The organism is Mesorhizobium sp. AR07 (genome assembly GCF_024746815.1).
Taxonomy (GTDB): Bacteria; Pseudomonadota; Alphaproteobacteria; order Rhizobiales; family Rhizobiaceae; genus Mesorhizobium.
This window is the reverse complement of sequence record NZ_CP080525.1, coordinates 3,682,541-3,695,738: the sequence shown is the minus strand read 5'-3', so window position 1 is coordinate 3,695,738 and position 13,198 is coordinate 3,682,541. Positions and strand designations below refer to the sequence as shown.

The 13,198-nt window shown below is 64.3% G+C and carries 11 protein-coding genes; 4 read left to right on the top strand and 7 right to left on the bottom strand.

Annotation, left to right across the window (positions count from 1 at the left end; translation table 11 throughout):
* The first annotated feature begins 131 nt into the window (after positions 1 to 131).
* Complete coding sequence (locus BPNPMPFG_RS18825) at positions 132 to 665, top strand: TetR/AcrR family transcriptional regulator (RefSeq protein ID WP_258590207.1); 534 nt, start codon at positions 132 to 134, stop codon at positions 663 to 665.
* A 55-nt stretch (positions 666 to 720) separates the two neighbouring features.
* Here BPNPMPFG_RS18825 and BPNPMPFG_RS18820 read toward each other — a convergent pair whose 3' ends face one another.
* Positions 721 to 1,161 carry an Lrp/AsnC family transcriptional regulator gene (locus BPNPMPFG_RS18820; protein WP_258590206.1) on the bottom strand — a complete coding sequence of 147 codons (441 nt, stop codon included), beginning with the start codon at positions 1,159 to 1,161 and terminating at the stop codon, positions 721 to 723.
* Positions 1,162 to 1,292: 131 nt separating this feature from the next.
* On the opposite strand from BPNPMPFG_RS18820, the gene BPNPMPFG_RS18815 reads away from it, so the two are divergent.
* Both BPNPMPFG_RS18815 and BPNPMPFG_RS18810 read left to right on the top strand, forming a co-directional pair.
* Positions 1,293 to 4,349 (top strand): aminotransferase class III-fold pyridoxal phosphate-dependent enzyme, encoded by a 3,057-nt coding sequence (locus BPNPMPFG_RS18815; protein WP_258590205.1) that lies wholly within the window; start codon positions 1,293 to 1,295, stop codon positions 4,347 to 4,349.
* A gap of 119 nt (positions 4,350 to 4,468) precedes the next feature.
* Positions 4,469 to 5,482: an amino acid ABC transporter substrate-binding protein gene (locus BPNPMPFG_RS18810; protein WP_258590204.1), complete on the top strand. Its 1,014-nt coding sequence runs from the start codon at positions 4,469 to 4,471 to the stop codon at positions 5,480 to 5,482.
* Between the two features lie 43 nt (positions 5,483 to 5,525).
* Here the strand turns inward: BPNPMPFG_RS18810 and BPNPMPFG_RS18805 are convergent, their stop codons facing one another.
* The 6 genes from BPNPMPFG_RS18805 to BPNPMPFG_RS18780 form a co-directional block, all read right to left on the bottom strand.
* Positions 5,526 to 6,614: an ABC transporter ATP-binding protein gene (locus BPNPMPFG_RS18805; RefSeq protein ID WP_258590203.1), complete on the bottom strand. Its 1,089-nt coding sequence runs from the start codon at positions 6,612 to 6,614 to the stop codon at positions 5,526 to 5,528.
* Positions 6,601 to 7,539, bottom strand: coding sequence for a PfkB family carbohydrate kinase (locus BPNPMPFG_RS18800; RefSeq protein WP_258596810.1), 939 nt, complete (start codon positions 7,537 to 7,539; stop codon positions 6,601 to 6,603). The genes BPNPMPFG_RS18805 and BPNPMPFG_RS18800 overlap by 14 nt, the downstream gene beginning before the upstream one ends.
* Entirely contained in the window at positions 7,539 to 8,561 is a 1,023-nt protein-coding gene (locus tag BPNPMPFG_RS18795; RefSeq protein WP_258590202.1) for an SIS domain-containing protein, read from the bottom strand. Before BPNPMPFG_RS18795 ends, BPNPMPFG_RS18800 begins: the two co-directional genes overlap by 1 nt.
* Positions 8,558 to 9,403: a carbohydrate ABC transporter permease gene (locus BPNPMPFG_RS18790; RefSeq protein ID WP_258590201.1), complete on the bottom strand. Its 846-nt coding sequence runs from the start codon at positions 9,401 to 9,403 to the stop codon at positions 8,558 to 8,560. The genes BPNPMPFG_RS18795 and BPNPMPFG_RS18790 overlap by 4 nt, the downstream gene beginning before the upstream one ends.
* On the bottom strand, positions 9,403 to 10,287 hold the full coding sequence (locus BPNPMPFG_RS18785; protein ID WP_258590200.1) for a carbohydrate ABC transporter permease: 885 nt from the start codon (positions 10,285 to 10,287) through the stop codon (positions 9,403 to 9,405). The genes BPNPMPFG_RS18790 and BPNPMPFG_RS18785 overlap by 1 nt, the downstream gene beginning before the upstream one ends.
* 188 nt (positions 10,288 to 10,475) lie before the next feature.
* Positions 10,476 to 11,714, bottom strand: coding sequence for an extracellular solute-binding protein (locus BPNPMPFG_RS18780; protein ID WP_258590199.1), 1,239 nt, complete (start codon positions 11,712 to 11,714; stop codon positions 10,476 to 10,478).
* A 208-nt stretch (positions 11,715 to 11,922) separates the two neighbouring features.
* Here BPNPMPFG_RS18780 and BPNPMPFG_RS18775 point away from each other — a divergent pair, with 208 nt between their 5' ends.
* Entirely contained in the window at positions 11,923 to 13,137 is a 1,215-nt protein-coding gene (locus BPNPMPFG_RS18775; protein ID WP_258590198.1) for an ROK family transcriptional regulator, read from the top strand.
* The last annotated feature ends 61 nt before the right edge of the window (positions 13,138 to 13,198 follow it).

Sequence of the window (13,198 nt, the reverse complement as noted above, 5' to 3'; positions counted from 1 at the left end):
TCGGAATCCGGCGCGAAGCGCGGACATCGGGACACATATCGACGGCGGGTCCCGATTTCAAATGATGGCGGCTTTACTGTACCGTCTGGACGGTCTTGTCAATTGGGCCTAAGCTTGCGAAGGGAGGCGCCATGAGACCACAACGAACGAATTCGCGCGAGAAAATTCTCGCCGCGGCGGCCGATGTTGCCCGGGAATCCGGGCCTGGAAGCCTGTCGCTGGACGCAGTCGCCAGCCGCGCCGGCGTATCGAAGGGCGGGCTCCTCTACAATTTCCCGACCAAGGCCAAACTGATGCAGGGGCTGGTCGAAGGCTACCTGCGCGAGTTCGGGCAGGCGCTGGAATCCGCCCGGACCAACGACAATGGCGACAATCCGCTCGCAGTCTATATCAGGCTATCGGCCAAGGACTGCGAGGATACGCAACCGTCGGCATCCTGGATATTTTCGGCGATCGCCGAGGATCCCGATTTCATGACGCCGATAAAGACGTTCAAGCGGCAGCTTTTCGAACGGCTGAAGGGGGAGACGCCGGATCTGAAGTCGCTTCTGATCTGCTATCTCGCCATCGAGGGGCTGCGCAGCATGAACCTGTTCGATTCCGATGTGCTGTCGAAGGACGAGCGCCAGCTGCTCGTATCGTCCCTGCTGGAGATCGCCAAGTAGGCGTGCCGGGCGAGGCGAAAGCCAGCGCGAAGCGCGACCGCTGTCGCGGGGGTATTCAATCCACGGCGCGCTCGATATCCCGGCGCAGGACGATCGCGGTGGTCAAATCCTCGACGCCGCCGTGGCTGGCGATGAGATCGCGCAGCGTGTTCAGCCTGTCGATGGACGGCACCTCGACCTCGACGATCAGATCGAGCTGGCCACTGACCGACGATACCCGGCGGACCTCCGGATAGCGCGCCAGCTGGTCGAGGATGCCGATTGACGGCGTGCGTATCAGCGTGACCAGCAGAAAAGCGCAGACCAGCCCCTTGTCCATCTGACCGATATCGGCGCGGTAGCCGCGGATCACGCCGCTTCTCTCCAGTGAGGCCACCCGCTCGCTCGTCGCGCTGCGCGACAGGCCGATGCGCCCCGCAAGCGCCTTCAACGGGATGCGGGCCTCCTTCGACAGGATGCCGAGAATGTCCCGGTCCTTGGCGTCCAGTTCCTTCATTGCATCATGCTCCACGCGGTTCCGTTAATGTGCCGGTCAATGCAGTCATTGTGCCGGCGCAACCGACGCTTTGCCGGATGCCCGATTTTCATGCCCGTGCCAAGCTTTGAGAAAGCAGATCCGGATTCCCGATGACCGATGTCTCCCATCCAGCGCCCCACTTCTCGCAAAGCGAGGCCATGGATATGGCGGCGCGACACTTCGGCGTTGCCGGCAGCGTCACGCCACTCGACAGCGAGCGCGACCAGAATTTCAAGCTGACCGCCCCCGACCGTTCGCTGTGGATCCTCAAGATCGTCAATGCCAGCGAGCCGCTGGCCGAGAGCGAATTCCAGACGGCATTGTTCGACCACCTCGAGCGCAACAGCCCGGATCTCGCCGTGCCGCGTCTCAGGAAGACGGCGCACGGAGCCTCGCTCGCCCATGCTACCGGCGTCGGCGGTGAAGGCCATGCCGTGCGCCTGGTGTCGTGGCTCCCCGGCCGGCCGCTGGCCGAGAGCCAGTCCACTCCGGCACTGCTTGAAAACCTCGGTGGCGCGCTCGGCCGGCTGGACCGCGCCCTGCAAGGCTTCATCCACCCCGGCGCGCTGCGTTCGTTCGACTGGGACATTCGCCGGGCAGGTGCCGCACGGGAACGCCTTCACCACATCGACGACAGACAGGATCGCGCCTTGCTGGAGCGTTTCCTCGGTCATTTCGATGCCGTGGTGGCGCCCCGGCTGCCAGCGTTGCGGGCGCAGGTGATCCACAATGACGCCAATGACTGGAATGTGCTCGTCGACCCGGCGATGCCTGACCGTGTCGCCGGACTGATCGACTTCGGCGATGCCTTGCACAGCGTGCTGATCGCCGAAGTCGCGGTCGCCTGTGCCTATGCCATCCTCGATGCCGAGGATCCGATCGGCGCGGCGGCACGCCTGGCCGCCGGGTTCCATGCCGAGTATCCACTGCGGGAAGAAGAACTCGACCTGCTCTTCGATCTCATTGCGATGCGTCTCGTCACCTCCGTGACGCTGTCGGCTGCCCGCAAGGAGCGGACCGCCGACAATCCCTATCTTTCGATCTCGGAAGCTCCGGCTTGGCGCCTGCTGCGTCGCATGGACAGGATGAACCGACGCTTCGCGACGGCGATCCTGCGTCAGGCGTGCGGCTTCGAAGCCGCTTCCGGAGCGCGCGCCATCACCGGCTGGATCGCGGCGAACCGCGCGCAGCTTGCGCCCCTTCTCGACCGCCACCCCGCGACGCTTGCCAAGGCGCTCGTGCCTTACGGCGATGCGCAAAATCCGATGACGGTGACATCGGCCGCGCAGCAGCCGGACAAGGCGACCGCATGGTGGGATGCCTATTGCGCCGAGCATGGCATCGCACTCGGCATCGGCCCCTGGGGCGAGGCACGCACGGTTTACACAAGCGATATCTTCCGGTCGCGTTTCGTCGAAGGCGCGCGGCGCGCCAACCATCTCGGCCTCGATCTGTTCATGCCGGCGGGCACGCGGCTCTACACACCGCTGGCCGCCACGGTCAGAAGTGTCGAGATCGAGGAAGATCCGCTCGGCTATGGTTGCCTCGTGGCGCTGGAGCATGCGCCGCCGGGATGCCCGCCCTTCGTCACCCTGTGGGGGCATATGGCGCATAAAGCAGGGCGGCGGCTGAAGGCCGGAGACCGACTGGAAGCGGGCGCGCTTGTCGGGGAGATGGGCACGCCTGACGAAAATGGCGGCTGGGCGCCGCACCTGCATTTCCAGATATCGACAGACACGAGCCTCACCGCGCGCGACATCCTCGGCGTCGGCGAGGAGCGCTATCTTCCTGTCTGGAGGGAACTGTTTCCAGACGCCGCCGAACTCGCCGGCATTCCGCCCGAAACCTTCCAGCAGACCGGCCGTTCGCGGCCGGAGATCGTGGCGGCGCGCAAGGCGTCGCTGCTGCCCAATCTCTCCATCTCCTATTTTGAGCCGATCAAGTTCGTGCGTGGAGAAGGCGTCTGGCTGATCGACGATCGCGGCCGCGCCTATCTCGACTGTTTCAACAATGTCTGCCATCTCGGCCATGCCCACCCCGACGTGGTCGAGGCGATCGCCAGCCAGGCCGCAAAGCTCAACACCAACACGCGCTATCTGCACGACGCCATCGTCACCTATGCCGAACGGCTGACGGCGACGCTGCCGACCGGCCTGTCGGTGGCGTCCTTCGCCTGTTCGGGCAGCGAGGCCAACAGCCTGATGCTGCGCATGGCACGAGCGCATACAGGCCGCAGCGAGGCGATCGTGCTCGACTGGGGCTATCACGGCACGACGCAGGAACTGATCGACCTCAGCCCCTACAAATACAAGCGCAAGGGCGGCAAGGGACGCCCGCCGCATGTCTTCGAGGCAACCATTCCCGACAGCTATCATGCCCCCGCCGAATGGCCGTCGGGCGAACATGCGAAGCGCTTCGCCGAAAGCGTCGCCGAGCAGATCGCAACGATGGCGAAACAGGGCCGCGCGCCAGCTCTGTTCCTGGCGGAATCGATCCCCAGCGTCGCCGGCCAGGTGTTCCTGCCGGATGGCTATCTCGCCGAAGTCTACGCGATGGTGCGGGCCGCCGGCGGCATCTGTGCGGCCGACGAGGTGCAGGTCGGCTTTGGCCGTGTCGGCAGCCATTGGTGGGCGTTCGAGCTACAGGGGGTGACGCCCGACATCGTCACGATGGGAAAGCCGATCGGCAACGGCCACCCGATGGCAGCCCTGGTGACGACCTCCGAGATTGCTGCCTCGTTCAACAACGGCATGGAGTATTTCAACACTTTTGGCGGCAATCCGGTGTCCTGCGCGGCCGGGCTTGCGGTGCTCGACGTGATCGAGCGGGATGGCCTCAGGCGCAATGCGCTGGACATCGGTGACTATCTGGTCTCGCGGTTCAAGGCATTGCAGGACCGCTACGACATTATCGGCGATGTGCGCGGCAAGGGGCTTTTCCTCGGCATCGAACTGGTCGAGGACCGCAAGAGCAAGGCACCGGCGACAGTCCTTGCCCGCCGCGTCAATGATGGTGTCAGGGCACGCGGCGTGCTGATCGGCACCGAGGGACCGCATGACAATGTGCTGAAGATGCGACCGCCGATGATCTTCAGCCGGGCCAATGCCGATCATCTGGTCGGCGTTCTCGACGAGACGATCGCGGCGGTTCTGGCGGAAGGGGCTTAGCACAGATCCCGGCACCGTCCCGGCGGCGCGGACAGACTTTACGAACAGCGATTTCACGAACTTCCGGCGCTCCATGTGCCGGCGGCAGGAGAGGCTTTGCCTCATCAAGGGAGGAAACCATGAAACATGCAATCGTCACCGCGCTCTTGCTCGCATCGGCCACGATGGCCGCGTCGGCGAGGGCGGACACATTCGACATCGTCAAGCAAAGGGGCTCGATCCTTTGCGGCGTCAGCCAGGGCGTGGCGGGGTTTTCGTCGCCCGACGACCAGGGAAAATGGAGCGGCTTCGACATTGATTTCTGCCGCGCGGTTTCGGCCGCTGTTTTCGGCGAACCCGACAAGGTCAGCTACGTGCCGCTGTCGACCAAGGAGCGCTTCACCGCGCTGCAGGCGGGCACCGTCGACATCCTGTCGCGCCAGTCGACCTGGACGTTGTCACGCGACACCGGCATGGGCATCCATTTCGTCGGCGCTGCCTATTATGACGGACAGGGTTTCATGGTGCGCAAGAACCTTGCCGTGGACAGCGCGCTGAAGCTCTCGGGAGCCACTGTCTGTGCGGAACAGGGCACGACCACCGAACAGAACGTCGCCGACTACTTCACCGCCAACAAGATGAAATACGAGGCGGTCGTCATCGATTCCGCCGACAGCATCATCAAGGCATTCGACAGTGGCCGCTGCGACGTCTACACCACGGACGCCTCGGCGCTCTATGCGCAGCGCCTGAAGCTGACCGATCCCGCGGCCTTCACCGTACTGCCCGAGTTCATCTCGAAGGAACCGCTCGGCCCGGCCGTTCGCAAGGGCGACGACAAATGGTTCGACATCGTGCGCTGGACGCTGTTCTCGCTGATTGAAGCGGAAGAGGAAGGCGTCACCCAGGCCAACGTGGAAGCCTCGCTGAAGTCGCAGAATCCGACGACCCGCCGGTTCCTCGGCGTCGACGGCGACAATGGCCAGCAGCTTGGGCTCGACCCTGCGTTCGCCTACAACATCGTCGCCAAGGTCGGCAATTATGGCGAGATGTTCGAGCGCAATCTCGGCCAGTCCAGCCAGTTGAAAATAGCGCGCGGCATCAATGCGTTGTGGAACGCCGGCGGCCTGATGTACGCGCCACCGGCGCGCTGACATCGGGGCCGCGCGCGTCTGGTGGATGCGCGCGGCCTTGTTTTCAAACTGTCGCCTGGAGAGCCTTGCCGGTCTCCGGGTCAAACAGGCGAAGTGCTGTCTCGTCGAAGGCGAAGCTGCATGTTTCGCCCTTGGCAAGCCGGGTCCTTGGCGGCAGGCAAGCCGTCAGCCGCTGCGCGCCGATGCGGGCCGTGGTGACCAGTTCGGGGCCCGTCAGTTCGACGACCTCGATCTCCACGGGCAATGACAAGTCCGTCGCCGCGCCGGTCGCCACGCGAAGCGCTTCGGGCCTGATGCCAACGACCACCTGTGCGCCGTCACGGACCGAGTTCGCATAGCGTGCGGGCACGGATATCCGCACGTCGGAATCCGCAATGGCCAACTTTCCATCCACGAATACAGCCTGCAGCATGTTCATCGATGGCGCGCCGACGAAACCCGCGACATAGAGCGTCGCCGGCTGGTCGTAGATCTCCTCGGGCGTGCCGAGTTGCTCGATCCTGCCGTCGCGCATCACCGCAATCCTGGTCGCCAGCGTCATCGCCTCGATCTGGTCGTGGGTGACATAGACGACGGTGGTCTGCAGCATCTGGTGCAGCCGCTTCAGCTCGGTGCGCATTTCAAGGCGCAGCTTGGCGTCGAGATTGGACAGCGGCTCGTCGAAGAGAAAGACCTGCGGCTTGCGCACCAGCGCCCTGCCAATGGCAACGCGCTGGCGCTGGCCGCCCGAAAGCTGGCTCGGCTTGCGGTCGAGCAAGGTCTCGATCTGCAGCAATCTGGCCGCCTCGCGCACGGCCTTGTCGCGCTCGTCGGCGGCAACGCCGCGCATCTCCAGGCCGAAGCCGATGTTGCGGCGGACGGTCAGGTTCGGATAGAGAGCGTAGGACTGGAAGACCATCGCGATGTCGCGGTTCTTGGGATGAACGTCCAGGATGGAGCGGCCGCCGATCAGCACGTCGCCGCTTGTCGCTTCGGCCAGCCCCGCGATGATGTTGAGCAGCGTCGACTTTCCGCAGCCCGACGAGCCGAGCAGCACCAGGAATTCGCCGTTCTGCAGCGCGATGTCGATGCCTTTCAGCGTTTCGACACTGCCGTAGCTCTTGCGGATGTCGCGGATTTCAAGCGCGCTCATGCATGGATTCCCTAGACTGCATCGGCCCGCCATAGTTGCGGGGCAAGGTGGAAATCGCGCGCGAGGCGACATGCGTCGCGGCGGAGAGACTGGCCGACAGCGGCTGCTCCTGGGCAAGGGCGGCGAGGAAGGCGGCGTTAAAGACATCGCCGGCGCCGATCGTGTCGACAACCCGGACATCGGGCGCGACGGCTTCGACGAGTGCTCCATCCGGGCCGATGGCGATGGCGCCTTGCGGTCCGCGCTTGACGACAAAGGTCGCGCCTGGCCTCATGCTGGAGCGGATCTCGCGCGCGGCCTCGACCGGGCTTTGCGTTCCGGCCAGGGTCACGGTCTCGACCTCGTTGAACAGCGCCAGTTCGCAGCGCGACAGCCACGCGCGCGTGGCGGCGCAGTTGGCCTCGGTCCAGCCATCGATCGGCCAGCCGGTGTCGAGCGCCACGGCGATGTGGTGGCTGTCCGCCCAGTCGAAAAACGCGTCGTAGTTGCGCGTCAGATCGTCGGTCAGGAAGGAACCGCACAACAGCGCGTAGCCGCCGGAAAGCGCGCTGCCGTCGAGAACGGAAAATACGTCGGCAAGGCTGAAGCGCGGCAGGTGGCCGCGCGTGGTGAAGAAGGTCCGCTCGCCGTCGGGATGGGTCATGCCGACGGACAGCGTCGTGCCTTCGGGACGGACCGGCCATTTCTCGGCGCGACGGCCGAACGCTTCGCGAAGCCAGCGGCCGAACTTGTCGTCGCCGACATTGGCGGCAACGGCGAAATCGACGCCCAACGCTTCCCAGGCCAGCGCGCTGTTGCCGGCCTGGCCGCCGACACGCAATTCGTCATGATCGACGACAGTCTCCGTTCCCGCCTTTGGCCATGGCGCGACCGGGCCGACAATCAGGTCGACATTGACGTTGCCGATCACTGCAAGCGGACGCATCATTCGCTCCTGGTGATCTTGGTGGAGCGGACGGGCGTGCCGGCATTGTCGATGCGGGCATCGGCGAAGGCGATCATCAGGCGCTGCGCGACCGGCAGCATGGCGAAGATCGCGGCGAGGCCCGAAGCTGGCTTGAACGAAAGCGTGATGGCGCCCGTGACAGGCGCTTGCCCGGACGAATCGAAGATGACCAGCGGCGCGCCGGCCTCGACCACTGAAATGGCCATGGCGGTCACCAGTTCCGATGTCGAGTCGTTGCCGCGAAACAGGATGACGCCGATGTGCGGGCCGAGCATTTCCATCGGCCCATGTCGCAACTGGCCGCCCTCGAGAGAAAAACACGGCAGGCGCGACAGTTCGGTAAGGCCGAGCGCCAAAGCTTCGGCCAGACCTTGCAGGCGACGGCCTGATGTAACGATGGTGGTCACCTTGCCGAGAGCTCCGAGCGCTTGGCGGATGTCGTTGTCTTGCGGTTGATCCAGTGCGCCAAGTGCGGGGCTTGCGTCCTCGCCCAGTGCGGCGAGGATGGCCAGATGCAAGGCGAAGGTGACGGTGAGGCTGCGGGTCGCGGCGAAGGCCAGCTCGGTCCCCCCGGCGCCGACCAGGCAAGGCACCGTGCCGGCGAGGAACGAGGCGCCTTCGAGCGTCAGGCCGAAAACATCGGAAGTGCTGCCAGCCTCCGAGAACCATCTGACGACCTCGGCGCTCTCGCCGGACTGCGAAGTGACGAGCACCGTTCTGTCCGTCAGCGGCAGCGGCTGGCCGAGTTGTTCGGAGAGCGGCAGCGCCAAGGCATCGATGCCATGCGCGCGGTAGAGCGGTTCGACGGCGCGACCGACGGCGTGCGAGCCGCCCATGCCGAGCAGAAGCAGACGGCCGGTCTGGCGGATCGAGGCGGCGACCTTTGCCGCGATGGCCGTGTTGTGCCCGAACGAGGCGATCGCATCCGCACGCTGGCGCGCCATTTCGCGGTCTATCGCCAGCAGTCCGGCCGGCCGAGGTTTTGCTGCAGTCATCGTCATCCTTTCACACCGCCGCTGGTCAGGCCCGAGATCAGCGCGCGCTGCATGACCAGGCCGATCAGCACTGGCGGCAAGGCGGCCAGGACCCCGGCCGTGGCGATCAATCCGTAATCGGAAACCCGGCCGCCGGCCAAATCGGCGATGGCGACGGTCAAGGTCTTGGCGCGCTGGTCCGAGGTGAACAGCAGCGCATAGAAGAATTCGTCCCAGGCGAGCAGCACGGCAAACAGTGCCGATGTCGCCATTACGGGGGCGGCCAGCGGCAGCGTGATGATGCGCAACGTCTGGAACAGGCCGGCGCCGTCGATCATCGCCGCCGCTTCGATTTCGCGCGGGATGGAATCGAAACCCGACTTCATCAGCCAGGTGGTGAAGGGTGCCAGTATGGTCAGGTAGACCAGTGCCAGGCCGAAGACATTGTTGAGCAGGCCGAGATGCGACAGGCCCATATAGAGCGGCACCGCGAGCGCGACCGGCGGCAGCATGTAGGTGGCGATGACCATCGACAGCGACCAGCCGATCGACGGCGTGCGCGAGACGGCCCAGCCGGCGGGGATCGCCAGAGCCAAGGCCGCAATGGTCGCCATGCCGGCAATCTCGAGACTGTTTCGCAGCGATGAGGTGAAGGCGGCGCCGGCGCTGTTTTCGGCCGTCGACAGCAATTGCTGGTAGCGCGAGAAGTCGGCGCTCTGCGGCCACCAGCGCAGCGGCTTGGCGGCAAGGTCGGCGGCTGGCGATATGCTCATGATGAACAGCCAGGCGATGGGCGCTAGGATGATTGCGGCAAGCAGAAGCGCAGAGGCATGGATGAAGATGGTGAAGGCAGGGCTCTGGCGTTCCATCAGGCGGCACTCCCGGCGGTCTTCCTGACAAGTGCCGCATAGGCGACGGCCAGCACGGTGACGAGCAAGGTGACGATCAGCGCCAGCGACGCGCCGGAGCCGGCACGCTGGAAGGAAAAGGCTTCCTGGTAGACGAGGATCGACAGCGTTCGGGTGCTGTTGGCCGGGCCGCCGCGGGTCATCACCCAGATGATGTCGAAGACCTTGAAGGCCTCGATGGTGCGCAGCACCAGCGCCACCATCAGCGGGCCGGCGAGATAGGGCAGGATGACGAAGCGGAAGCGGTTGAAAGGCCCGGCACCGTCGACGAGCGAGGCGGCGGTGATGTCACGCGGCACTGCCTGCAATGCCGCCAGCGCGATCAGTGCCACCAGCGGAAAATTCTTCCAACAGTCGGCGACGATCAGCGCCGCCAGCGCGGTGCCCGGCTCGCCGAGCCAGGAACGGTAGGCGTCGAGAAGATTCAGCTGCGTCAGGGCCGCGTTCAGCGCGCCATATTCGGGGTTGTAGATGAGCCGCCACAGCGTGGCGTTGACCACGGTCGGCAGCGCCCAGGGCAGGATCATCAAGGCGCGCAGGATGGCGCGGCCGCGAAACTGCTGATTGAGCAGCAGTGCGGCGAGAACCCCGATCACCATTTCGGCGGCGACCGAAATCACCGCGAAGAGTGTCGTGGTGACCAGCGTGCGCGAAAAATTCGAGCTGGACAGCATGCTCGTGTAGTTGTCGAGGCCGACGAAATTACCGCCCGTGCCGACCAGCTTGGCGTCGGTGAAGGAAAGCCCGACCGTATCGACCAGCGGCCAGCCAATGACGGCGACCGTGACCACGAGCAGCGGCAACATCAGCAGCCACGCACGGGTTGTCATCCAGGTGCCCGACATCGGAGCAGCCTCTCTCTAGTCCAGCGTGATTTCAGACATAGCACGGGCGGCACTGGCGCATGACCCCGGAAATCGGAAACCGATTTCCGGAAAGGATCATGCGCAAGATCAGAAAGTGCTACAGCGTCCTTTGCCCGTCCAAGGGGACGGGCGGCGCTGTAGTGCCGCCCGTGATTGGAGAACAGTGTTCAGAGGCCGCTGTTTTTGGCAGCGGTTTTCAAGGCGTCTTCCGGCGAAGATTGGCCCAGCAGCGATTCCTGAATCGCCTGCTGCAACGCGGTCGACAGCTCCTGGTATTTCGGCGTGGTCGGGCGCGGATACATGGCGGCCAGACCGAGCTTGGCGGCGGCGATCAGCTCTTCCTGGCCCTTGGTGACCGCCGGGTCGTCATAGGACGAAGCCCAGATCGGCAGCGAGAGCTTGGCATACTGGTTCTGCGTCGCCTGCGAGGTCATGAAGGTGATGTACTTCCACGCTTCGTCCGGATGCTTCGAGACCGCCGTGACGCCAAGGCCCATCGAGCCGTTGACGGCCGACACTTCGCTGGTGCCGGCAACGCCTGGCGCCGGCACAACGCCGACCTTGCCCGCCACCTTGCTGTCCTTCGGATCGTTGGCCATGTTGTACATGTAGGTCCAGTTCAGGGCGAAGGCGGCGTCACCGTTTTCGAAGACCTTGCGCACGTCCTCTTCGAGGAATTCCTTGGAATTGGGATTGGTGAGGCCCGACTTGTAGCTGTCGACCATGTACTTCAGCGCCGCGACGCCGCCGCCATTCTGGAAGTCCGGCTTGCCGTCCTTGAGGAAGTCGCCGCCATAGGCGCTGACCAGCGTGGTGTAGTCGCAGATCGCGGCTTCGGCCTGCGACCAGCTCCAGGCGATCGGTGTCTTCAGCAGGCCCTTGTCCTTGATGATCTTGGCCTGTTCGCCGAGTTCTTCCCAGGTCTTCGGCGGCGTCTTGATGCCGGCCTTTTCCAGGATTTCCTTGTTGTAGAACAGGTATTTGGTGTCGAGGATCCACGGCATGCCATAGGATTTGCCGTTATATTGGACCGTGGTCCAGGCGCCGGGTAGCACGCCCTTCTTCATGTCGTCGGTGATCTTCGACGATACGTCGACCAGCACCTTGTTGGTGGCGTATTCGGCCGGCCAGATGACGTCGAACAGCACGACATCGTAGCCACCACCCGAGCCCTGCGCGAGCACGGTCTTGTCGTGCAGGCCCTCATAGGGGACGAATTCGAGGTTGACCTTCACGTCCGGATTGGCCTTGGAGAAGGCCTCCGTCATGGCGCGCACATCCGCTTCGCTGTAGGCGGCCTGTGCCATGAAAAGCGCGTTGAGCGTCGTTTCGGCGAAGGCGTGGGGAACGAACAGCCCCCCGACAAAGACTGCACCCAAGAGGGTCTTGGCGATCGATTTCAGCATCTTCTTCTCCCATTTCCGATGTTGACGGGTCGGCGGTCCATGCTGCCTTCCCGGACTGATGTCGCGTGACTTAAGTGTTTTCCCGACCGGTCGGCGGCGACAGGCACAAAGCCCTTTCCGTCTTTTTGTGTCGGCTCCACCATTAAGTCAATTCGCTTGACTTAATTAGTCGATCAATATCCTAATGGAGTCAAGAGGGGAAACGCCGGTGGACGATATCAGCCCGATCCGCGCCAAAAGCGGTACCAATCAGGAAGGCACGAGCGCACACAACCGCCGTGTCATGATCGAGGCGCTGCGTCTCAACGGCGCCTTGTCGCGCGCCGACCTGGCGCGGGCGACGCAGCTCACCAAGCAGGCCGTCTCCAACATCATCGAGGATCTGGAACGCGACGGCCTTGTCGTTGCGCTGGATGCGGTGCGCAAGGGCAGGGGGCAGCCATCGACCCCTTACAGGCTCGTTCCCGAAGGCGCCTTTGCCATCGGGCTGCAGATCGATCGCCACCTGACACGGGCGGTCGCCGTCGACCTGGTCGGCAGCGTGCTGGCGCGCGCCGAGGCCAATTTGCCGTTCGATGAGCCATCGAAGGGCGTCGAAATCATCCTCGGCCTGATCAGCGGCGTCCGGCGTGAACTTTCCGAAATCTCCGCCCAATCCGAAGAGAGGCTCGTCGGCCTCGGCGTCGCCATGCCAGGCCCTTTCGGGCTGAAGAATTCGGACGACAAATGGATGATGCCGGCCTGGCAGAAATTCCCGCTGTTGGAGACGCTGGCCGAAGGCACGGGCCTGAATGTCGGCCTGCAGAACGATTCCGCCGCTTGTGCCACGGCGGAACGCATCGTCGGCGCGGCACATGGCGTCGATCACGCGGTCTGCCTTTATGTCGGTTACGGCATCGGCGCCGGATTGATCCTCAATGGCGAACTCTACAGCGGCGGGCATGGCAATGCCGGCGAGATCGGCATGGCACTGCTGTCGCCGGCTGGCCCCGGCTCGACGCCACTCGAACATCGCGCGTCGCTGGCTTCGCTTTATCAGCATCTCGATCTCAACCCGGCCGACAACGATATCTACGAACAGATGAACGCCCTGGTCATCGCCGAGGATCGCAAGATGATGGCCTGGATCGAAGGTGCCGCGCATGATCTGCGCTGGAGCGTGCATCTCATCGAAACGATCTTCGATCCGCAGACCGTCATCCTGACCAGCGGGGCGCCGGAAGCGCTGGCCCGCCGGCTGGTCGAAGCGATGCATCCGCTGCTGCCGTCGATCGCCGACCGGCCAGGGCGGAATTTGCCGCGCCTGCAGCTCGGCACGACCGATCCCTGGTCGATCGCGCTCGGCGCCGCGGCGGCGCCTATCAGCCACGCCTTCGATCCGCTGTTCTCGGCGATCTTGAAGACGCGATCCCGCGGCGCTTGAAAGCGCCGACCGCCAGGCTTTTCGCCTGAGACATCCGCCAAGGTTGTGTTCGAAATCGTCA

Bases quoted from the DNA above. Each gene is read 5' to 3' on its own strand.
- BPNPMPFG_RS18810 (WP_258590204.1), top strand. From the start codon at position 4,469: ATGAAACATGCAATCGTCACCGCGCTCTTGCTCGCATCGGCCACGATG.
- BPNPMPFG_RS18805 (WP_258590203.1), bottom strand. From the start codon at position 6,614: ATGAGCGCGCTTGAAATCCGCGACATCCGCAAGAGCTACGGCAGTGTC.
- BPNPMPFG_RS18780 (WP_258590199.1), bottom strand. From the start codon at position 11,714: ATGCTGAAATCGATCGCCAAGACCCTCTTGGGTGCAGTCTTTGTCGGG.
- BPNPMPFG_RS18820 (WP_258590206.1), bottom strand. From the start codon at position 1,161: ATGAAGGAACTGGACGCCAAGGACCGGGACATTCTCGGCATCCTGTCG.
- BPNPMPFG_RS18785 (WP_258590200.1), bottom strand. From the start codon at position 10,287: ATGTCGGGCACCTGGATGACAACCCGTGCGTGGCTGCTGATGTTGCCG.
- BPNPMPFG_RS18815 (WP_258590205.1), top strand. From the start codon at position 1,293: ATGACCGATGTCTCCCATCCAGCGCCCCACTTCTCGCAAAGCGAGGCC.
- BPNPMPFG_RS18825 (WP_258590207.1), top strand. From the start codon at position 132: ATGAGACCACAACGAACGAATTCGCGCGAGAAAATTCTCGCCGCGGCG.
- BPNPMPFG_RS18800 (WP_258596810.1), bottom strand. From the start codon at position 7,539: ATGCGTCCGCTTGCAGTGATCGGCAACGTCAATGTCGACCTGATTGTC.
- BPNPMPFG_RS18790 (WP_258590201.1), bottom strand. From the start codon at position 9,403: ATGGAACGCCAGAGCCCTGCCTTCACCATCTTCATCCATGCCTCTGCG.
- BPNPMPFG_RS18795 (WP_258590202.1), bottom strand. From the start codon at position 8,561: ATGACGATGACTGCAGCAAAACCTCGGCCGGCCGGACTGCTGGCGATA.